Annotated in this window: 15 protein-coding genes and 1 pseudogene; 5 read left to right on the top strand and 11 right to left on the bottom strand. The window is 70.2% G+C overall.

Annotated elements, in window-relative coordinates:
- Window positions 1–214: 214 nt before the first annotated feature.
- Both ACIBJG_RS25355 and ACIBJG_RS25350 read right to left on the bottom strand, forming a co-directional pair.
- Window positions 215–691: an ATP-binding protein gene (locus ACIBJG_RS25355; RefSeq protein ID WP_399310667.1), complete on the bottom strand. Its 477-nt coding sequence runs from the start codon at window positions 689–691 to the stop codon at window positions 215–217.
- A 428-nt stretch (window positions 692–1,119) separates the two neighbouring features.
- Window positions 1,120–1,473 carry an STAS domain-containing protein gene (locus tag ACIBJG_RS25350; protein WP_003967428.1) on the bottom strand — a complete coding sequence of 118 codons (354 nt, stop codon included), beginning with the start codon at window positions 1,471–1,473 and terminating at the stop codon, window positions 1,120–1,122.
- Between the two features lie 78 nt (window positions 1,474–1,551).
- Here ACIBJG_RS25350 and ACIBJG_RS25345 point away from each other — a divergent pair, with 78 nt between their 5' ends.
- Window positions 1,552–4,122 (top strand): DEAD/DEAH box helicase, encoded by a 2,571-nt coding sequence (locus ACIBJG_RS25345; RefSeq protein ID WP_399310665.1) that lies wholly within the window; start codon window positions 1,552–1,554, stop codon window positions 4,120–4,122.
- 40 nt (window positions 4,123–4,162) lie between these two features.
- Here the strand turns inward: ACIBJG_RS25345 and ACIBJG_RS25340 are convergent.
- From ACIBJG_RS25340 to ssd, 7 genes and pseudogenes are all read right to left on the bottom strand, one after another.
- Window positions 4,163–4,363: pseudogene (locus ACIBJG_RS25340) on the bottom strand (Rv3654c family TadE-like protein); the annotation flags it as partial.
- A gap of 119 nt (window positions 4,364–4,482) precedes the next feature.
- Complete coding sequence (locus ACIBJG_RS25335; protein WP_399310663.1) at window positions 4,483–4,953, bottom strand: TadE family type IV pilus minor pilin; 471 nt, start codon at window positions 4,951–4,953, stop codon at window positions 4,483–4,485.
- Window positions 4,940–5,137 (bottom strand): DUF4244 domain-containing protein, encoded by a 198-nt coding sequence (locus ACIBJG_RS25330; protein WP_399310661.1) that lies wholly within the window; start codon window positions 5,135–5,137, stop codon window positions 4,940–4,942. Before ACIBJG_RS25330 ends, ACIBJG_RS25335 begins: the two co-directional genes overlap by 14 nt.
- A 66-nt stretch (window positions 5,138–5,203) precedes the next feature.
- Window positions 5,204–6,070 carry a type II secretion system F family protein gene (locus ACIBJG_RS25325; RefSeq protein WP_399310660.1) on the bottom strand — a complete coding sequence of 289 codons (867 nt, stop codon included), beginning with the start codon at window positions 6,068–6,070 and terminating at the stop codon, window positions 5,204–5,206.
- Complete coding sequence (locus ACIBJG_RS25320; protein WP_399310806.1) at window positions 6,067–6,930, bottom strand: type II secretion system F family protein; 864 nt, start codon at window positions 6,928–6,930, stop codon at window positions 6,067–6,069. Before ACIBJG_RS25320 ends, ACIBJG_RS25325 begins: the two co-directional genes overlap by 4 nt.
- Window positions 6,931–6,941: 11 nt before the next feature.
- Window positions 6,942–8,090 (bottom strand): TadA family conjugal transfer-associated ATPase, encoded by a 1,149-nt coding sequence (locus ACIBJG_RS25315; protein ID WP_399310658.1) that lies wholly within the window; start codon window positions 8,088–8,090, stop codon window positions 6,942–6,944.
- Entirely contained in the window at window positions 8,087–9,148 is a 1,062-nt protein-coding gene (gene ssd / locus ACIBJG_RS25310; protein WP_399310657.1) for a septum site-determining protein Ssd, read from the bottom strand. Before ssd ends, ACIBJG_RS25315 begins: the two co-directional genes overlap by 4 nt.
- Window positions 9,149–9,713: 565 nt before the next feature.
- Here ssd and ACIBJG_RS25305 point away from each other — a divergent pair.
- Entirely contained in the window at window positions 9,714–10,553 is an 840-nt protein-coding gene (locus tag ACIBJG_RS25305) for an HAD family hydrolase (RefSeq protein WP_399310655.1), read from the top strand.
- 627 nt (window positions 10,554–11,180) lie between these two features.
- Here ACIBJG_RS25305 and ACIBJG_RS25300 read toward each other — a convergent pair.
- Entirely contained in the window at window positions 11,181–12,005 is an 825-nt protein-coding gene (locus ACIBJG_RS25300; protein ID WP_399310654.1) for an oxidoreductase, read from the bottom strand.
- Between the two features lie 102 nt (window positions 12,006–12,107).
- Here ACIBJG_RS25300 and ACIBJG_RS25295 point away from each other — a divergent pair, with 102 nt between their 5' ends.
- Window positions 12,108–13,109 carry an ATP-binding protein gene (locus tag ACIBJG_RS25295; protein ID WP_399310652.1) on the top strand — a complete coding sequence of 334 codons (1,002 nt, stop codon included), beginning with the start codon at window positions 12,108–12,110 and terminating at the stop codon, window positions 13,107–13,109.
- 168 nt (window positions 13,110–13,277) lie between these two features.
- On the opposite strand, the gene ACIBJG_RS25290 is transcribed toward ACIBJG_RS25295, so the two are convergent.
- On the bottom strand, window positions 13,278–14,609 hold the full coding sequence (locus tag ACIBJG_RS25290; protein ID WP_399310651.1) for a hypothetical protein: 1,332 nt from the start codon (window positions 14,607–14,609) through the stop codon (window positions 13,278–13,280).
- 284 nt (window positions 14,610–14,893) lie between these two features.
- Between ACIBJG_RS25290 and ACIBJG_RS25285 the strand changes: the two genes are divergently transcribed.
- Both ACIBJG_RS25285 and acs read left to right on the top strand, forming a co-directional pair.
- The gene (locus tag ACIBJG_RS25285) at window positions 14,894–17,809 is read left to right on the top strand and encodes a bifunctional SulP family inorganic anion transporter/carbonic anhydrase (protein ID WP_399310649.1); all 2,916 of its coding nucleotides are present in this window, start codon (window positions 14,894–14,896) and stop codon (window positions 17,807–17,809) included.
- Between the two features lie 170 nt (window positions 17,810–17,979).
- Window positions 17,980–19,977 carry an acetate--CoA ligase gene (gene acs / locus ACIBJG_RS25280; RefSeq protein ID WP_399310647.1) on the top strand — a complete coding sequence of 666 codons (1,998 nt, stop codon included), beginning with the start codon at window positions 17,980–17,982 and terminating at the stop codon, window positions 19,975–19,977.
- The last annotated feature ends 145 nt before the right edge of the window (window positions 19,978–20,122 follow it).

Below are 20,122 nucleotides of genomic sequence, written 5' to 3'. Positions count from 1 at the left end.
GACCTTCATCAACCGAACGGCAATTGATCGAGTTCTCCGCCTGGACCGAATGCAGTAATGGGGCAGACGCATTGCTGGAAGATCGCAGACCCGGCGGAAACGAAAAAGGCCCTGCTCAGCAGGGCCTCGGAAAATGGATCAGGAGTGGCCGACTACACCGTCGGGGTGGCTGAACCACCCCGGGGCCCGGCTCGTCCGGCTCGTCCGGCTCGCTTCAGGGAAGAACGGTGGCAGGCGTCTTCGGCCAGCTCATGCGGATCACTCCGCCATCCGCCCCGGACCTGACCTCCACGTCGTCGACCAGACCGCTGATGACCGCGAGGCCCATCTCGTCCTCGCCGTCGCCTTCGGCGTCCGGTTCCGGTTCGTCCAGCCCCACGCCTGGCGCGGCGTCGTGGCGTCCTGAGACACCACCGGGCACCGACCCGTCGGCACCCGGGCCGGGCACCTCGTCGCCGACCTCGATCGAGAAGGACTTCTCGTCCTCGATCAGGACGACCGTGACGGGCGCCGTGATGCCATGGCTGCGGTGCAGCCCGACCGCTCGGCTGCACGCCTCCCCCACGGCAAGTCTGACCTCGTCGAGCACTGCCTCGTCGACCCCGGCCCGGCGCGCCACGGCAGCCGCCACGAGGCGGGCCGTTCTGACATGTTCGGGCTGGGCGCTGAAGCGGAGTTCAACGGTGGCCATGCGATCCCCCTCGAACGTACGTAAGTGCATCCACAGGAGCCGAGCGGGTGGCCCGGTACTCCTGAAGCTCTGTCTGCCAAAGCCACTGATCGGCCGGCAGGCTCACCGGCCTGCCCACCGGACCTGACGACACCCCGGCCGTCCGGCCGACAAACGTCGCCCGAAACGCCGTTCGACAGCCGCTCGGCGGTTCGGCTCGACGACCGCCGAACCGCTGGTCCGATCACGTGGCGACCGGCCGCCGGTCCGCAGATGAATGTCAGCCGCAGACCGCCGAACGGGTGACGGAAGGGCGCCGCACACCAGCCGCCGGGATCACCGGCCGCCGACGAACGGCAACCGTCACCCCGGCTGTCCTGGTGCGGAACCGCTGTCGCACCGACCACCGCCGGACCGGCTCCAGAGCCGGCCCGACCGCGGACGGAACGTCAGTCGGTCGCCGCCACGGCCTCATCGACCGTGGTGTGGATCGGGAACACCTTGGTCAGACCGGTGATCCGGAAAATCTTGAGAATGCGCTCCTGGTTGCACACCAGGCGCAACGAGCCCTCATGGGCCCGCACACGCTTCAAGCCACCCACGAGCACGCCGAGGCCGGTGGAGTCGAGGAAGTCGACACCTTCCATGTCGACAACCAAGTGGTAGCTGCCGTCATTCACCAACTCGACCAACTGCTCGCGCAGCTTGGGCGCGGTATACACATCAATCTCGCCACCGACCTCGACGACCGTACGGTCGCCACCAGGGCCGGACACATTGCGAGTCGACAAGGACAGGTCCACGGATCCTCCAGCACCTTGCTATCGAGCGGTCGCCCCTCGGTCTCCCCGGCGGAGCCAGGGGACGGATCGCCAGCCGCGATGGCATTCAATCACTTACCGGCAGCCATGCACGACGCCTTGGGACCATTGTCCGTCTCGCCAGTGACACACTCGGTGCCGATGGCCAAGAATCACCGCCCCAGTCGACCGCCCGAGAGCGGGGGCTCCCGCCCCTCTCCCGACGTGGTCCTCGACCGGCTCGCCGCAGGGGCGGGCCGGTCCGCGCGCATCACTCATACGGAGCACTTGCCCCCGCGCACGGGAACCCATGCCATCTGGCCCGATCGCATCCGTCCAGAAGTGATCGCCGCCATCCAGAAGGCCGGAATCGATCACCCCTGGGCCCATCAGGCCGCCGCGGCGGAGCACGCACTGGACGGCGAGTCGGTCGTGATCGCCACCGGCACGGCTTCCGGCAAGTCGCTGGCGTACCTCGCCCCGGTTCTCAGCGCCCTCCTGGACGGCTCAGAGGCCCCCAACGGGCGTGGGGCGACCGCCCTCTACCTCTCCCCCACCAAAGCCCTGGCCGCCGACCAGCGGCGCTCGGTGAAGGAACTGGCGGCCCCGCTGGGCAACGGGATCCGGCCCGCCGTCTACGACGGCGACACCCCCGTCGAAGAACGCGAATGGGTGCGTCAGTACGCCAACTACGTGCTCACCAATCCCGACATGCTGCACCGCGGGATACTCCCGTCCCACCCCCGATGGGCCTCCTTCCTGCGCGCCCTGCGCTACGTCGTCATCGACGAGTGCCACACCTACCGCGGCGTCTTCGGCTCGCACGTCGCCCAGGTGGTGCGCCGGCTACGCCGCCTGTGCGCCCGCTACGGCGCCGATCCGGTCTTCCTCCTCGCCTCGGCCACCGCTGCGGAGCCCTCGGTCGCGGCCGGCCGTCTGACAGGCCTCACGGTCACCGAGGTCGCCGACGACGCCTCCCCGCGCGGCGAACTGGTCTTCGCCCTGTGGGAGCCGCCCCTGACCGAGTTGTCCGGCGAGAAGGGCGCCCCCGTTCGCCGTACCGCCACGGCCGAGACCGCCGATCTGCTCACCGACCTGACCGTGCAAGGCGTGCGTTCCGTCGCGTTCGTACGCTCACGGCGCGCCGCCGAACTCATCTCCGTCATCGCGAAGGAACGCCTCGCCGAAATCGACCGCTCACTGCCCGCCCGGGTCGCCGCCTACCGCGGGGGGTACCTCCCCGAGGAACGGCGCGCCCTGGAGCGCGCGCTGCACTCCGGCAGCCTGCTCGGCCTGGCCGCGACGACCGCCCTCGAACTCGGCATCGACGTCTCCGGCCTGGACGCCGTCGTCATCGCGGGATATCCCGGCACCAGGGCTTCGCTGTGGCAGCAGGCAGGCCGCGCCGGGCGGGCCGGCCAGGGCGCACTCGCCATCCTGGTGGCCCGCGACGACCCGCTGGACACCTTCCTCGTCCACCATCCCGAAGCCCTGTTCCAGCAGCCCGTGGAATCGACCGTCCTCGACCCGGACAACCCGTACGTCCTGGCTCCCCACCTGTGTGCCGCCGCCGCGGAACTGCCCCTCACCGAATCCGACCTGGCCCTCTTCGGCCCCGCCGTGGCCGAGCTGCTGCCGCAGCTGGAAGCCGCGAAGCTGCTCCGCAGACGGACGTCGGGCTGGCACTGGACCCGACGCGAACGGGCCGCCGACCTCACCGACATCCGGGGCGAGGGCGGCCGCCCCGTCCAGATCGTCGAGGAGGGCACCGGCAGGCTGCTGGGCACCGTCGACGAGGCCGCCGCGCACACCGCCGTCCACGAGGGCGCCGTCCACCTCCACCAGGGCCGCAGCTATCTCGTCCGGAAGCTCGACCTGGAGGACTCGGTCGCGCTGGTCGAGGAGGCCAGTCCGCCGTACTCGACGACCGCACGCGACACCACGGCCATCGCCGTCCTGGACACCGACACCGAGATCCCATGGGGGGACGGGCGGCTCTGCTACGGCTCCGTGGAAGTGACCAATCAGGTCGTCTCCTTCCTCCGTCGCAGACTGATCACCGGCGAGGTGCTCGGCGAGACCAAACTGGACCTTCCGCCCCGCACCCTGCGCACCCGAGCCGTGTGGTGGACGGTCACCCAGGACCAGCTCGACGAGGCACGGATCAACCCGGAGATCCTGGGCGGCGCCCTGCACGCCGCCGAACACGCGTCGATCGGAATGCTGCCGCTCTTCGCCACCTGCGACCGCTGGGACATCGGCGGGGTGTCCGTACCGCTTCATCCGGACACTCTGCTGCCGACCGTCTTCGTGTACGACGGCCACCCCGGCGGTGCCGGCTTTGCCGAACGCGCCTTCCACACCGCCCGCGCCTGGCTGACCGCCACCCGCCAGGCGATCGCCTCCTGCGAGTGCGAGGCGGGCTGCCCGTCGTGCATCCAGTCCCCCAAGTGCGGCAACGGCAACGAGCCCCTGCACAAACGCGGCGCCGTTCGCCTGCTCACGGAACTCCTCCGCTCCGCCCCGCGAGGTCCGGGTGAGTCGGACGGTCCGGGTGAGGCGGAGGATCTGGCCAAGGCCGAGGATCCGGGTGAGGCGGACGGTCCGAGCGGCCGGTGGGCGTCGCCGTCGGCGGACCCGCCCGGGACCTGACCTCGGGCGCGTACGGCCCACGGCGCACCCGGGCCGTCACATCGGCGATCTCCCCCTGGACGCTGCACCGCACCACATCCGCCCCCTGCGCCACTGCCACCTCCCGGGCCGACCGGCAGGCGGCTGCGGCTCCCTCCAGGGCCCGGTCGGCCGCCGCCAGCGCGGCCAGATCGGCTGCGCCCCCGGCCCGGTGCCGGACCACCACCACCTGCCCGAGAGCCAGGACCACCCCGAAGACCACGCACAGCGCAGCCGTGGTCACCGCCGCCCACACGGTCACCAGCCCCTGGTCCCGCCGCTTCCCGCGCACCCGCAGCCCGGGGCGCCGCAGGGCCGGCGGCCTCCGCGGACCGGGCCGTGTCACGGCGCCGCCCCCGCCACGCCCGCGGCCGCCACCCGGTCCTCGGCCGCCGCCACGGCCTCGGAACTCAGCGTCACGGCCAGCGGCCCGGGGCCCGGGGCCGGTGCGGCCACGGTGACCCGCCACAACTCCCCGGCCCGCTCCACCTCGACCCGGGCATGCCGGGGCGCCGCCGAAAGGGCGGCCTCCCTCACCTGTGCCTCCGGCTCGGAGCGGGCTGCCGCCCGGGCGCCGGCCCGAGCCGCGTCCACGCACCGGATCTGGGCCGCCGCGGCCATCAGCGCCCACAGCAGGGCGAGTACGAAGACCACCAGCACCGGGATCACCATGGCCGCCTCCGCCGTCACCGCTCCCTGGTCACCCGACGGCCCGGCCGGCCCGGCCCCGTCCCGGGCACGTCTCTCCCGCCCGGCGCGTCCGCCGGAGCCGGCCAGCACTCCGCCTCCGCCTCCGCCGTCAGAACTTCGCATCGAGCGCGTCCTTGAGCAGCGATTGCAGCTGCGCCATGACCGGCGGACTGGTGACGACCTTGTAGAGCACCGCGGCAAACGCGCAGGCCGCAATCGTTCCGACCGCGTATTCCGAGGTCGTCATTCCGGTGTCTGCTCGGACCTTTCGTGCCACAGCTCGCGCCCAGAGCATCATTTTCCGCATCACTTCAAACCCCCGTTGAACAGATATTCCCTGGAGAAGTCGCCCTAATTTGCAATTTTTGGGATATCAAGGCTGCAGCAGCCCTCCTGCAAGCCCGATCACCACGGGTGCCACGCCCACCGTCAGAAAGGCGGGCAGGAAGCAGAGCCCGACAGGTGCGGTGATCAGCACGGCGGCCCGTTGGGCCCGCGCCACCGCCGCGCTCGCCTTCTCGGCCCTCATGGCCTCGGCCAGCCGGGCCACCGGCTCCGCCGCAGGAGCGCCGGTCGACCCGGCCCGGTCCAGACAGCGCGCCAAGGCGGCAGCGCCCGGTATCGCCCCGAACCTCCCCCAGGCGACGGCAGGATCACCCCCGAGCCGGATCTCCGCCGCCGTACGCGCCAGTTGCTCACCGACGGGCCCGCCCAGCGACTCCCCGATCGCTTCGGCGGCCTCTCGTGGGCCAGCACCCGCAGAGATGCAGGCCGCCAGCAGATCGGCCGCCAGCGGAAGCTGACGCATCGCCTCCGCCGCACTCGCAGCTTCCTCGGCTGCGGATCGCGGCGCCTGCCCCAGCCGCGCACGCTGCCACCGCCACGCGCCGTAGGCCGCTGCCAGCCCGGCCACCCACCCCGCGGGGCCACCCACCAGAATCCAGCCCGCCAGGGCGGCCCCCACCGCCGCCGCCCACTGCTTGGCACCGGCACCGGCACCGGCGCCGGAAACCGCCAGCCGCATCCGGCCCGGGTGCATGCCCATCCGGCCTGCACGCCCTCCCAGGGGCACCAGCGCGGCAGGGGCCACGGCAAGGAGCTTCTGCCCGCGTCGGCGCACCCGCTGCCCGGTCCGGCGCCGAGCCAGGGCGATAGCCGGCTGGACACACACGCCCAGCGCCAGCCCCGCCATCCCCACCCTGTGGACAACTTCACCGAGTTCGCCGACCCGGGCACTCATGCCACTTCTCCCTTACGGACGATCCGAGTCGCCCAGAGCAGGCCGGTCGCTTCGAACGACGCACCCAGCACCAGACAGACGAGTCCGGCGGGACTGTGCAGCAACACCTTCAGCGGATCCGCCCCGAGCGCCGCTCCCAGCCCCAGGCCCAGCACCGGCAGCAGAGCCAGTACGGCGACAGTCGACCAGGCGCCTGCCAACTGCGCGCGAAGTTCCTCCCGCCGACGCCGCTCGGCCCGTAACGCGCCCTCCAGCCGGTCCAGACCGGCCGCGAGACCGGCACCGCCGTCCGCCGACACCCGCCAGCAGGCTGCCACTCCCGCGAGCCCCTCCAGGCCCGGCTCACACGCCGCATGCCCCAGCGCTCGCGGGACATCGCCCCCGAACCGCGCCGCGGCCGACACCCCAGCCCATGCCACGCCCAACGCGCCCGCGCCATGGGCCGCGACAAGCAGGGCCTGCCCCGGCTCCTGCCCGGCTCTCAGCTCGCCCACCACCGCACCGCACAGGTCCACCACCCCGTTGGCCCGTCGCTCCCGTTCCTTGCGCAGCTCCCTCCTCCTCAGCCACCGCCGCACCAGGGGAACCGCGGCCACCCCCGCGATCACCGGCAACACGGACTCACCAAGGACGGCCAGAATCAGGGCCACCGGCAGGCACAACCACTCCCGCCGCGCCCTCAGCCACCCTCCGAGCCGGTTCCGGCCCCTCTCCCAGCCCTCTCGAAGGGCCGTCTGCTCCGCCCCCTGGCCGAACAACGCGCGGGCCCTCCGAGGCCCATGACCTCGCCCGGCCACCACCAGACCCGCCGCCGCCCCCGCACACAGCGCGCCCGCATACACCGCTTCCGGCGCTCCCACCGGCGTACCGCTCACCGCTCGCCCCCGATCAGCTCCCAGAGCCGCTCCCAGCCCCGCTCCCGCTCGAAGCCGGCCGCCCCCCAGCGCAGGGCCGGAACGGTCACTACCAGCCCCGCCCCATCGCGTTCCAGCACCTGGATCTCGGAGATCCTCCGCCGCCCGGACCGGTCCCGTACGAGATGGACCACCACCGACAACGCCGCGGACAGTTGGCTGTGAAGCGCTGTCCGGTCCAGACCCGCAGCGGTCCCCAGTGCCTCCAGCCGGGCCGGGACATGTTCGGCGGCATTGGCATGAACAGTTCCGCAGCCGCCTTCATGACCTGTGTTCAGGGCCGCCAGCAGTTCGGTGACCTCGGCACCTCGCACCTCTCCGACCACCAGCCTGTCGGGGCGCATACGAAGGGCCTGCCGCACGAGGTCCCGAAGGGTCACCCGCCCGGCACCCTCCTGATTCGCAGGGCGCGATTCGAGGCGCACCACGTGCGGGTGGTCCGGCCGGAGCTCGGCCGAGTCCTCGGCGAGCACGATCCGCTCCTGCTCACTCACCACACCGAGCATGCTGGACAGGAGCGTCGTCTTCCCCGCTCCGGTTCCGCCGCTGATGAGGTAGGAGACCCGGGCCTCCACCAAGGCCCGCAACACCCTGTCGCCGCCCGGCGGCACGGTCCCGGCAACAACCAGTTCCCCCAGTGAGAAGGCCTTCGGCCGGACCACCCGGAGCGAAAGGCACGTCGATCCGACCGATACCGGCGGCAGTACGGCATGCATCCGGGTCCCGTCCGGAAGCCGGGCGTCCACCCAGGGTCTGGCATCGTCCAGACGCCGTCCCGCCACAGCGGCCAGCCGCTGTGCCAGCCTCCGGACCGCTGCCGCGTCCGCGAAAGTCACCGCGGTGAGTTCGAGTCCGCCGCCCCGGTCCACCCACACCCGGTCGGGTGCGGACACCAACACATCCGTGACCGCCGGATCGGCGAGCAGCGGCTCCAGCACACCGGTCCCGATCAGTTCGCCACGCAACTCGTCTGCCGCGCCCAGCACTTCGGCATCCCCCAGCAACCGCCCCTGCGCCCTCAATGCGGCCGCCACCCCCGCCGGAGTCGGCGCCGCACCGCTCTGCGCCAGCCGCTGCCTCACCGCGTCGAGCAACGCCTCGGTCATGACCCACCCCCCATGACCTGGCCTCCGGCCCTTTCGACGGCAAGTGCCCGGTCCCAGAAGGCCGAACAGAACCTGGCCAGCGGCCCACGGGGGCTCCCGCCGGGCGGCTCCCCCATGTCCTGCTCGGCCAGCAACCCTGGCTCCAACGGGAGTTCACCGGCCAGCGGCAACCCCATGGCGTGCGCCACCCACTGTTCGTCGAGGCCGGATGCGTACGGTCCTCGCGCCACCACGCGTAGGTCCTCCAGCACCATCCCGGCCATTGAGGCCACCCGTTTTGCCGCGGCCACGGCCCTCAGCTCCCCGGGCACCACCAGGAGCCCGAGGTCCAGTTGCGCCAGAGCCTCGGCCACCGCTTCGTCGACCCGACGCGGCAGATCGATCACCACCACCCCGCCGAGCCTGCGTGCGGCGCCAAGAACCGCCTGCATGGCCTGTGGCGGGATGACCACCCAGTCGTCACGGCCCCAGCTGAGCACCCGCAGCCCGTGCAGAGCCGGCAACGACTCCTCCAGCGCCCCGCCCCCGACCCGCCCCTTGGAATGGGCGAAATCCGGCCACCTCATCCCTTCGGCCCGCTCCCCGCCGAGCAGCACGTCGATGCCGCCGCCCAGTGGGTCTCCGTCGATCAGCATCGTCCGCTGCCCAGCCCTGGCCGCGGTCACCGCCAGCGCACACGCCAGCGTGGACGCACCGGATCCGCCCCGGCCACCGATCACCCCGACGGTCAGCGCGGGCCGGCCGACCCCCTCTGCCGCATTGGCGATCTGATCGACCAGCCAGGTCTCGGAATCGGGCAGGCGCAGCACATACTCGGCCCCGATCTCCACAGCCCTGCGCCACACGTCGGGAGCATCCTGGTCCCGTCCGACGAGCATCACGCCCCGCCTACGAGCCGCCCCCCGGCACCGCGCCGCCGCATCGTCCCCCACGAGGACCATGGGGGCCTGCTCCCACCCTTCCCTGCGGTCGGGCAGCGTGTGATGAACCTCGGGCTCCGCTCCGGCGGCGGCGCACAGCCTCAGCAGATCATCGAGCAGTTCCACATCCTCGGTCACGATCAGCGGTCCGCCCCCTCGCGCCGCAGCGGCCGGCAGACGATCCCGTGCACTGGATTCAGCCACGATCTCTGGCCCCTTCTTCACTCACCTTCACCGCGGTTCGCGGCGATCTCGGAGCGTCCCGAGAAACGGTGATTCCGGAACCCGTGGACTTCACGGGTGGAATCACCGTGCAGCGCTTCAGGAAATCGTGTGGATCTTGCTCAAGAACTGTGGACAGCTCCGCCGTTGTGAATAACTCCGTCACTCAAACCGGCGACTTCCGAGAGCACCCCTTCCATCACCCACCGTGACGGAGCATGCTGAGGAGAGTCGCCCACGACAGCAGGCCATCGCGGCCGAGAAGGAGGAGAAATGCGTGATTCCGAGCGGCAGACCGCGTCCGGACATGCGACGACCCCCGCCGGGGGGGAGAGCGGGGGTCGTCCCCACGGCCGACTCGGGGGGGGAGGAGTCGGACCGGGTTAGCACGGTCGCGAACGATCCGTGACTTCCATGGTGTACCCGAGAGCCTTCTCAGGCAAACCCACGCGCCGGAGTTTACGCCGAATGGTGGGCCCCTATGCTCTGCCTTGTGGAAAACCGCTTCTTGCCGCGCACAGCCGCCTTCTTTGACCTGGACAAGACGGTCATTGCGAAGTCATCGACGCTGACCTTCAGCAAGTCCTTCTACCAAGGCGGGCTGATCAACCGCCGCGCCGTACTGCGCACTGCGTACGCACAGTTCGTGTTCCTCGCCGGGGGCGCAGATCACGACCAGATGGAGCGGATGCGTGAATATCTCTCATCTCTCTGCAAGGGCTGGAACGTGCAGCAGGTGAAGGAAATTGTCGCCGAGACCCTGCACGATCTGATCGACCCGATCATCTACGACGAAGCAGCGACACTCATCGAGGAACATCACACCGCCGGACGCGACGTGGTGATCGTGTCCACCTCGGGCGCCGAGGTGGTGGAGCCGATCGGCGAGCTCCTGGGCGCGGACCGCGTCGTCGCCACTCGAATGGTCGTCGGCGACGACGGTTGCTTCACCGGCGAGGTGGAGTACTACGCGTACGGACCGACGAAGGCTGAGGCCATCAGAGCCCTCGCCGTGTCCGAGGGCTACGACCTGGCCCGTTGCTACGCGTACAGCGACTCGGCCACCGATGTGCCGATGCTGGAATCGGTCGGCCATCCTCACGCCGTCAATCCGGACCGCGCGCTGCGGCGCGAGGCGACTCTGAGGGAGTGGCCGATTCTCGTCTTCGACCGCCCGGTCCGGCTCAAGCAACGTCTGCCCGCACTCTCCATGCCGCCCAGGCCGGCGCTCATGGCTGCGGCTGCCGTCGGCGCGGCAGCCCTCACCGCCGGGCTCGTCTGGTACACCGCCCGACGCCGCGCCACCACGCCATCGGCGTGACTCAGCTCCACCCACGGGATGGGCGGCGCGCCCGCCACCCGCCCAGCGGCTGCAACCCCGGCCCACACCGGGCACCGGACGCAGTACTCACCGGCGCGGACGGCGCGGACGCAGCGCTCACCGGCGCCAAACCCGCCGCACAGCACCACACCAACCTGTTTGAACCGACTCGTCCGTAATTGAACCTAAAAGTAAAGAAGTCCGGCCAGCACTTCCGCTCGCTCGACCCCTGGAGTACAAAGGACTCAACGGCCCGCGAGACCAAGGACATCCGAGAGGATGACCTGAAACGCAGAGAAGGCCCCACGGACCGCGCATGAAAGCCGGGCACCCACGCGACGTCGACCCGTCGAATACGGGCCAGCCGCACCAGGAACGGGCAAAGCATCCGACCTGATGGGCATATATCGAGGACGCTTGGTAACTGGGCGGACATGCCAGCGGCGGTACCGAGGACGGTACCGCCGCAACCCTTTGCCGCCGAGCTCAGGGCGACCGGACCGGTCGATCGGCCAGCCGACGGAAACCATCCACCAGCCCGGCCCAGCCCGGCCGCCGACGGGCTCGCCGCGCCTCAAGGCCTCACCGCGCCGCGTCCGCGACGCCCGCCGCCGCGCCATGCGGCTTCTACGCGGCGCCGCGCTGAAGCGCCTCGCACACTGCGGTCGACTCCCTGACACCCAGTTCCGCCGCCCGCCCGCAGTGCGCGATCCAGGCGCCCACGCCCTCCGGCGTCCCCGTCAGATAGCCCTCGAACGCCGCGACGTAAGCGGCCCGCCCCTGCTCGGCGTGGCCGACCTCGGCCGGGCAGATCGACTTGGGGTCGAGCCCGCTCCCGATCAGCACGATCCGCTCGGCGGTCCGCGCCACCAGGCCGTTGTACGAGCCGAAGGGGCGCAGTGCCAGCAGTTCCCCGTGCACGATGGCGGCCGTCACCAAAGCGGGCGCCGCACTCCCCGAAAGAATGAGTCCACTGAGCCCTTCGAGCCGCCCCGCAACCTCGTCGGCATCCGGCAGGGGCGCTTCGATCAGCGGCTCGTCCACCGGCTCGCCGGCCAGCCGGGGCCGGCCAACCGCGTCCTCGGGCGCCGCGCCACCGGCCGCCACGAGATGAAGCCGCGCGAGAACCCGCAGCGGCGACTGCCGCCAGATGGAGAGGAGTTGCCCCGCTTCGGCCGTCAACCGCAGGGCCGCCCCGATCACGTGCGCCTCACCGTCACCACTGAAGTCGGTACGGCGGCGCACCTCCTCGAGGTTCCAGTCGGCGCCCGAGAGCGCGGCCGAACCACGGGCGCCCCGCAAGGCCGCCTCGGCCGTCACCTCGTTGCTGCGGCGCCGCATGACACGGTGGCCGTAGACCCGGTCGACAGCCTTGCGTACGGAGTCCACCGCATCGGTCACCCCTGGCAGAGCACCCAGGGTGGCGAGCGGGTCCGAGGAAGTCGTACTCATAAGTAGCGAGGCTACGCGCCCCTTGCACACCTACCGGCCCGGAGTGGCCTTCTTCACGAACTTCGACAACGGACCGCAATCATGCGACTACCGTAGGTGAACATGAAGATCGCTTTCGTAGGGAAGGGCGGCAGCGGCAAGACCACGCTGTCTTCGCTCTTCATCCGCCACCTTGCCGCCAATGAAGCTCACGTCGTCGCGGTGGACGCCGACATCAACCAGCATCTCGGGGCCGCGCTGGGCCTCGACGAGAGGGAGGCAGCCGCCCTCCCTGCCATGGGAGCGCAGCTGCCACTGATCAAGGAGTATCTGCGGGGCGACAATCCTCGCATCGCCTCCGCCGAGACGATGATCAAGACGACCCCGCCGGGCGAAGGCTCCCGGCTGCTGCGGGTGTGCGAGGACAATCCCGTCTACGACGCCTGCGCCCGCACGGTCGGGCTCGACGACGGAGACATCCGGCTGATGGTCACGGGGCCGTTCACCGAATCGGACCTCGGTGTGGCCTGCTACCACTCCAAGGTCGGCGCGGTCGAGCTGTGCCTCAACCACCTCGTCGACGGCCCCGAGGAGTACGTGGTGGTCGACATGACCGCCGGTTCGGACTCCTTCGCCTCCGGAATGTTCACCCGCTTCGACATGACGTTCCTGGTGGCCGAGCCGACCCGCAAGGGAGTCTCGGTCTACCGCCAGTACAAGGAGTACGCACAGGACTTCGGCGTCGCACTGAAGGTGGTCGGCAACAAGGTGCAGGGCGAGGACGACCTGGAGTTCCTGCGCGCCGAGGTCGGCGACGACCTGCTGGTCACCATCGGCCATTCCGACTGGGTGCGGGCCATGGAGAAGGGGCGCCCTGCCCGCTTCGAACTGCTGGAGGCGGACAATCGGATGGCCTTGCAGGCCCTGCAAAACGCGGCGGAGGACTCCTACGGCCAACGGGACTGGGAGCGCTACACGCGGCAGATGGTGCACTTCCACCTGAAGAACGCGGAGAGCTGGGGCAACGAGAAGACCGGGGCCGATCTGGCTGCCCAGGTAGACCCCGCCTTCGTGCTCGACGAGCGGCACGCACGGGCCGGGGCCGCCGCCGCCCAGCCCGCCTGATCGGCCGTCGGCCAGGGTCTGCATCGCCCCCGGGGCAGGCCCTGGCCGACGAGCGCCGCCCCTGGGCCGACACGGGACGGCCCCTGCCCCCCTGTGGCCAACCCGGGCCAGGCCCACTCCCGACCCGGGCAGCCCCAGGCGGCGACCCGGGTCAGGCCCAGGCGCCGACTAGCGGTCGGTCTGCTTACCCGTCGAACCGGCGGGCGCCTTCGCCTCCGCCCGGCCTTGATCCTGGCCTTCGCTCTTGCCGGGGCTCGCAGCCCCGCCGAGGAACGACGCCCAACCGGTCTTCGGGGCCTTGCCGACCTTCAGCGTGCCGAGCTTGGCGAGCGTGGCCGGATCCTGTGCGTCCAGCCAGTCCGCGAGCTGTCTGAAGGACACGCAGCGCACGCCTTCCTTGGTGCAGACCGTCTCGATCGTCTCCTCGATGGCGCGCATGTACGTGCCACCGTTCCAGGACTCGAAGTGGTTGCCGATGATCAGCGGGGCCCGGTTTCCGTCGTACGCGCGGTCGAAGGCCTGGATCAGGCCGTCCCGCATCTGGTTGCCCCAGTACTCGTGCTGGTCCGGATCACCCTGGGTCGTACCGGACTGGTTGAACATGAAGTTGTAGTCCATCGACAGGGTTTCGAACTCGCGGCCCGGCACCGGGACGAGCTGCATCGAGAGGTCCCAGATGCCGCCCTTCTTCTTCGGCCAGACCTGATCGTTGACGCCACTGGAGTCGTAGCGGAACCCCATCGAACGCGCGGCCGCGACCATGTTCTTCTGCCCCTCTAGGCAGGGAGTCCGGCCGCCGATCAGTTCCCTGTCGTAGTCGAAGGGCAGCGACTTCTCGTCCTTCAGGTCCGGATCGTTGCTCTTCCAGCCCTTCACGAACGACTTGGCCTGGCGGATCTCGCTCTTCCACTCGGCTACGGACCAGGTGCCGACCCCGCCGTCCTTGCCGCAGAAGTGGCCGTTGAAGTGGGTGCCGATCTCGTTGCCGTCCAGCCAGGCACCACGGACCTGGGTCAGGGTGTCCCGAATGCCTTCGGTGTCGTTGAAGCCGATGTCGGAACTGCCCGCGTTGTGCTTGGGCGGGTCGTAGAGCCCACGCTTCGCCTCCGGCAGCAGGTAGACACCGCTCAGGAAGTACGTCATGTTCGCGTGGTACTTCTTGCCCACCTCACGGAAGTGCGAGAAGAGCCGCTGGCTGTCCTCTCCGGCACCGTCCCAGGAGAACACCACGAACTGCGGCGGCTTCTGGCCTGACGTCAGACGACGCACGGCGGGCTGCTTCGGCTGGGCACCCGTGAAGGCGGTCGACCCGTCACCGATGAGCCGGACCGCACTCTTGGGGGCCGCTTCGGCCGCCTTCTTCTTCGCCCCCGCGGCGCCGTTCGCGGTGCCGGGGCCGGATCCGCTCGGGCCGGAACCCGCACCGGTGCAGCCGGCCACCCCCGCGACCAGCGCAACGGCCATGACACCCAAAGCGAACCTCTTCGCGGCGGCCATCATCCGCCCACCCTCTTCCTTGCAGGTAACTTGCGCTGAAGTGCCGACACGGCGCGGCCAAAGTCGCACGCACTGCACACAAATCCGGGCGACAGGCCGCATGAAAAGCTGCCTATTCACTGGAACGGGTGCTTAGATGGCCCATTTGCCCTTAATCCTGGACACGCATCTTTACTCTCCATTACGATCTGTTTACCGAGAGTTGAGATATCCCGCCGCTGCACGCCGTGACCCACGGCCGCGTCCCCACGTTCCGCGACCGCGCTGCCCCGGAGGAGACGGGAAACATGTCTGCCTGCGTCCCCATTCGTCATGACCACTCATCCCGCAGTTCGCGCCCTCCCCGGTCATCAGGGGTCAAGCGACCACACAGCCCGCCACCGCCGCGCCGCGGCGGACGATTCCGCATCGCGGGCGCCGACCTGTCCGCATCGATCACTGTTTTCCTGCTTGCCGTCCCCATGTCGCTCGGCCTTGCCGTCGCCATGGACGCCCCGCTGGAGGCGGGCCTCATCTCCGCCGCAGTCGGCGGCATCGTCGCCGGACTGCTCGGCGGCACCCCCTTGCAGGTCTCCGGCCCGTCCGCCGGACTGACCGTGGTGACAGCCGAGTTGATCCAGATCTATGGCTGGCGCACCACCTGCGCGATCACCATCGGTGCGGGTCTGCTGCAAATCGTGCTGGGCTCGCTGCGGACCGCGCGCAGCGCACTGGCTGTCAGCCCGGCCATCGTCCACGGCACACTCGCCGGCATCGGCGTGGCGATCGCACTCGCTCAACTGCACATCGTGCTCGGCGGTTCGCCACAGAGTTCGGCCGTGTCCAACGTCTTGCACTTGCCCGGCCAGTTGGAGCGGACAGGGCCGGCGGCGCCCCTGATCGGCGGACTCACCGTCGCCGTCCTGGTGCTGTGGCCACGGTTCCCGGGACGAGCCGGACGGCACATGCGGCGGATCCCGGCAGCCCTGGCGTCGGTGGCCACGGCGACCGCGGTGGCCGCGCTCGCCGCCCCCTCGATCGCCCGGGTCGACCTCCCGTCCTGGCGCTCGCACGCACTGCCGGAAATGCCTCAAGGGCCTTTGCTCGGCCTTGCCACAGCCGTATTCACCATGATGTTGGTGGCCAGCCTCGAATCCCTGCTCGCCGCCGTCGCGGTGGACAAACTGACGGCCGACCGGAGCCGCGAGCGATCGTCCGGTCCCACCGCCGAAGGCAGCGGGAGTCAGCCCGGCGGACCAGTTGCTGACGCCCCCGGGGCGGGTCCGGCCACAGCCGCACCCCGGGTCAAACGCTCCGATCTCGACCGGGAGCTCCGCGCACAGGGCATCGCCAACACCGTCTCCGGCCTGCTCGGCGGGCTGGCAGTCTCCGGTGGCGCGGTGCGCAGTTCGGCGAATATTCGGGCCGGAGCGACCGGGCGTGCCTCCACAGTGCTGCACGGCGTCTGGGTCCTGGTCGCCACCGGACTGCTGGTCACCGCACTGGAGTGGATCCCACTGGCCGCCCTCGGCGCGCTCGTGATGGTGGTCGGTATCCAGATGGTGAACTTCGCCCATATCCGTAACGTGCACAGGCACCGGGAATTCCTGGTGTACGGAGCGACGATCACCGGCGTGCTGGTCTTCGGCGTGCTCAAGGGTGTGGCGATCGGGATCGCCGTGGCGGTGGCCGTCGCCCTGCACCGGCTGGCCCGAACCCGGATCACCGTTTCCGACCACGAGGGCCGGCATCTGGTGGTCGTGCGGGGTCAGTTGACGTTTCTCGCCGTGCCCCGTCTGAGCAGGGCGCTGGGCCGGCTCCCGCAGGACGCGGACGCAGTCGTCGAGTTGGACGGCTTCTTCATGGATCACGCCGCCTACGAACTGATCCACGACTGGAGCATCGCCCATGCCGCCCACGGTGGCCGGGTCGCGTTCACCGGCAGGTCCGGAGGCAGAATCGCCGAACCTGCCTCTGCGGCGCATTCCTGCTGCCGCCCGTGGACCCCTTGGCGCAACCACCACTGCCACGACCGGCCCGAGCACGTGCCCGTCGCCGGTGCGAGTGCGAATGCTCAGGCGCATAGCGGTACAGATGCAGGCCCAAGCCCAGCGGCCCGGTTGGCTGCCGCGACTGCGGTGGCCGACGCCATTCCCGCCCGCCTCACAACCGGCGCACCAGAACCAGAACCAGCGCCCGCACTCCCACCCACGCCCACGCCCACGCCCACGCCCACAACCGCACCTGCGCGAACCAGTCACCGAGCACCGGGCTCCGACGGGGCGCAGGCACGGCCCAGCCCCCTCCCCGCCCCGGAGTCACCCGCCTGCGCGGAGGGGGACGCGCCGCAACCCGCGCCGGACAGCACAGGCGATTTCGCGCCCGACCACCACGCTCCACGTCCGCTCCCGACCGGCAGCCAACGGCTGGTCAGTGGCCTCAGCTCGTTCCAGCGCAATACGGCTCCGCTGGTCCGTGAGGAGCTGGCGAGGCTGGCCAGGGAGGGACAGAGCCCCTCGCAGCTGTTCATCACCTGCGCTGACTCCCGGCTGGTCACGAGCATGATCACGGCAAGCGGCCCCGGCGACCTGTTCACCGTCCGCAACATCGGCAATCTCGTACCGCCGCCCGACTCCGAGACCGGCGACCACTCGGTCGGTGCGGCCATCGAGTACGCGGTGGATGTGCTGGGGGTCGAGTCCATCACCATCTGCGGGCACTCCGGCTGCGGCGCGATGAACGCCTTGCTCGGGACCAGGCCGGAGGGACCGGAGACGGCTCTCTGGCGCTGGCTCCGGCACGGGCTCCCCAGCCTGAAGCGGATGGCCTCGCGCGACCTGGCCTGGGCCCGGATCCCGGGCCGGATGCCCGCTGATGCGGTGGAGCAGCTGTGCCTCACCAACGTCGTCCAGCAGTTGGACCATCTAAGGGCTCACGCGTCGGTGGCGCGGCGCCTGGCCGAAGGGACCCTTCAGCTCCATGGCATGTATTTCCATGTGGCCGAGGCACAGTCGTACCTGCTGACCGAGGGCGCGAGCGCCGGCAGCGGACTCGACGAGGTGTTCGACCCGATCGGTCCGTCCCATCCCTCTCCGTCGGCCGATCCGCTTGATCCGGTCGGCGCAGCCAATCCCGTCGATCCGGTTGATCCGGCTGATCCGGTTGATCCAGCCCATCCGGTCGATCCGTCCCGTCCAGCCGAGTTGACGCGCACCGGCGCCTGAACCACATACCCCTCGGGTCCGTGAGACCTTGTGGTCCCGCTTCCGCAGACCAGCAACGTGCACGCACCATCGCCCCGTCGCGGAAGCGGGATCGTGCCCCATACACGAAGACACAGGTCTAAACCAATTTCCGGCAGACACTTGTCACCTGGCCCTTGGACTGATGAGCTATGCCCCGGGACACAACGGACACCCTGGGACTGGGAGATGTCGTGAGCAACGAAAGCTTGGCCAATCTGCTCAAAGAGGAGCGGCGGTTCGCACCGCCTGCCGATCTGGCCGCGAACGCCAACGTCACAGCGGAGGCGTACGAGCAGGCCAAGGCGGACCGGCTGGGCTTCTGGGCCGAGCAGGCCCGCCGCCTGACCTGGGCCACCGAACCGACCGAGACGCTCGACTGGAGCAACCCGCCCTTCGCGAAATGGTTCGCGGACGGCGAGCTCAACGTCGCGTACAACTGCGTGGACCGCCACGTCGAGGCGGGCAACGGCGACCGGGTCGCCATCCACTTCGAGGGCGAGCCCGGCGACAGCCGTGCCATCACCTACGCGGAGCTGAAGGACGAGGTCTCCCGCGCCGCCAACGCCCTCATCGAACTCGGTGTCGGCAAGGGCGACCGGGTCGCCGTCTACCTGCCGATGATCCCCGAGGCCGCCGTCGCGATGCTGGCCTGCGCCCGCATCGGCGCCGCGCACTCGGTCGTCTTCGGCGGCTTCTCCGCCGACGCCATCGCCACCCGCATCCAGGACGCGGACGCGAAGGTCGTCATCACCTCGGACGGCGGCTACCGCCGCGGCAAACCCTCCGCGCTCAAGCCCGCGGTCGACGACGCCGTCTCCCGCATCGAGAGCGTCGAGCACGTCCTCGTCGTCCGCCGCACCGGCCAGGACACCGCCTGGACCGAAGGCCGCGACGTCTGGTGGCACGAGATCACCGCCCGCCAGTCGACCGAGCACACCCCCGAGGCGTTCGAGGCGGAGCAGCCCCTCTTCATCCTGTACACGTCGGGCACCACCGGGAAGCCCAAGGGCATCCTGCACACGTCCGGCGGCTACCTCACGCAGGCGGCGTACACGCACCACGCGGTCTTCGACCTGAAGCCCGAGACCGACGTCTACTGGTGCACCGCCGACATCGGCTGGGTGACCGGGCACTCCTACATCGTCTACGGCCCGCTGGCCAACGGTGCGACACAGGTCATGTACGAGGGCACGCCCGACTCCCCGCACCAGGGGCGCTTCTGGGAGATCGTCCAGAAGTACGGCGTCACCATCCTCTACACCGCACCGACCGCGATCCGCACGTTCATGAAATGGGGAGACGACATCCCCGCCAAGTTCGACCTGAGCAGCCTTCGGGTCCTCGGTTCGGTCGGTGAGCCGATCAACCCCGAGGCGTGGATGTGGTACCGCAAGCACATCGGCGGCGACAAGTGCCCGATCGTGGACACCTGGTGGCAGACCGAGACCGGCGCGATGATGATCTCGCCGCTCCCCGGGGTCACGGAGACCAAGCCGGGAAGCGCCCAGCGCGCACTCCCCGGCATCAGTGCCACCGTCGTCGACGACGAGGCACGTGAGGTCCCGGACGGCGGGGGCGGCTACCTCGTCCTCACCGAGCCGTGGCCGTCGATGCTGCGCACCATCTGGCGCGACGACCAGCGTTTCCTCGACACCTACTGGTCGCGCTTCGAGGGCAAGTACTTCGCGGGTGACGGCGCCAAGAAGGACGAGGACGGCGACATCTGGCTCCTCGGCCGCGTCGACGACGTCATGCTCGTATCCGGGCACAACATCTCGACCACCGAGGTCGAGTCGGCGCTCGTCTCGCACCCGGCAGTCGCCGAGGCCGCCGTGGTCGGCGCCGCGGACGAGACGACCGGTCAGGCCATCGTCGCGTTCGTGATCCTGCGGAGTACCGCGACCACGTCCGACGAACTGGTCGCGGAGCTGCGCAACCACGTCGGCACCACGCTCGGCCCGATCGCCAAGCCGAAGCGGATCATGCCGGTGGCCGAGCTGCCGAAGACCCGCTCCGGCAAGATCATGCGGCGTCTGCTCCGCGACGTCGCGGAGAACCGCGCCCTGGGTGATGTCACGACGCTGACCGACTCCTCGGTCATGGATCTCATCCAGACCCAGCTGCCGCAGTCCTCCTCCGAGGACTAGGACCATCGGGCCCCGGCGGACCCCAGCGCCCCGGGACCCGGGGCAGCGCACACCCCGAAGGGCATCCGGCAACGCGCCGGATGCCCTTCGGGCATTTAGGGTGAAGATCACCGGTCACAGCCCCGCGCACCCCGGGTACAGTGGC

The sequence above is a fragment of the Streptomyces sp. NPDC050422 genome (assembly GCF_044458665.1).
Taxonomy (GTDB): Bacteria; Actinomycetota; Actinomycetes; order Streptomycetales; family Streptomycetaceae; genus Streptomyces.
The sequence above is the reverse complement of the archived record's forward strand: the minus strand, read 5'-3'. Positions and strand labels throughout refer to the sequence as shown.

What these genes read in the sequence shown, in the direction of transcription:
- ACIBJG_RS25330 (WP_399310661.1), bottom strand. Translation starts at nt 5,137, where the DNA reads ATGCGGAAAATGATGCTCTGGGCGCGAGCTGTGGCACGAAAGGTCCGA.
- ACIBJG_RS25305 (WP_399310655.1), top strand. Translation starts at nt 9,714, where the DNA reads ATGCTCTGCCTTGTGGAAAACCGCTTCTTGCCGCGCACAGCCGCCTTC.
- ACIBJG_RS25325 (WP_399310660.1), bottom strand. Translation starts at nt 6,070, where the DNA reads ATGAGTGCCCGGGTCGGCGAACTCGGTGAAGTTGTCCACAGGGTGGGG.
- ACIBJG_RS25300 (WP_399310654.1), bottom strand. Translation starts at nt 12,005, where the DNA reads ATGAGTACGACTTCCTCGGACCCGCTCGCCACCCTGGGTGCTCTGCCA.
- acs (WP_399310647.1), top strand. Translation starts at nt 17,980, where the DNA reads ATGCCCCGGGACACAACGGACACCCTGGGACTGGGAGATGTCGTGAGC.
- ACIBJG_RS25285 (WP_399310649.1), top strand. Translation starts at nt 14,894, where the DNA reads ATGTCTGCCTGCGTCCCCATTCGTCATGACCACTCATCCCGCAGTTCG.
- ACIBJG_RS25290 (WP_399310651.1), bottom strand. Translation starts at nt 14,609, where the DNA reads ATGATGGCCGCCGCGAAGAGGTTCGCTTTGGGTGTCATGGCCGTTGCG.
- ACIBJG_RS25355 (WP_399310667.1), bottom strand. Translation starts at nt 691, where the DNA reads ATGGCCACCGTTGAACTCCGCTTCAGCGCCCAGCCCGAACATGTCAGA.
- ACIBJG_RS25315 (WP_399310658.1), bottom strand. Translation starts at nt 8,090, where the DNA reads ATGACCGAGGCGTTGCTCGACGCGGTGAGGCAGCGGCTGGCGCAGAGC.
- ACIBJG_RS25295 (WP_399310652.1), top strand. Translation starts at nt 12,108, where the DNA reads ATGAAGATCGCTTTCGTAGGGAAGGGCGGCAGCGGCAAGACCACGCTG.
- ACIBJG_RS25345 (WP_399310665.1), top strand. Translation starts at nt 1,552, where the DNA reads ATGGCATTCAATCACTTACCGGCAGCCATGCACGACGCCTTGGGACCA.
- ACIBJG_RS25335 (WP_399310663.1), bottom strand. Translation starts at nt 4,953, where the DNA reads ATGCGAAGTTCTGACGGCGGAGGCGGAGGCGGAGTGCTGGCCGGCTCC.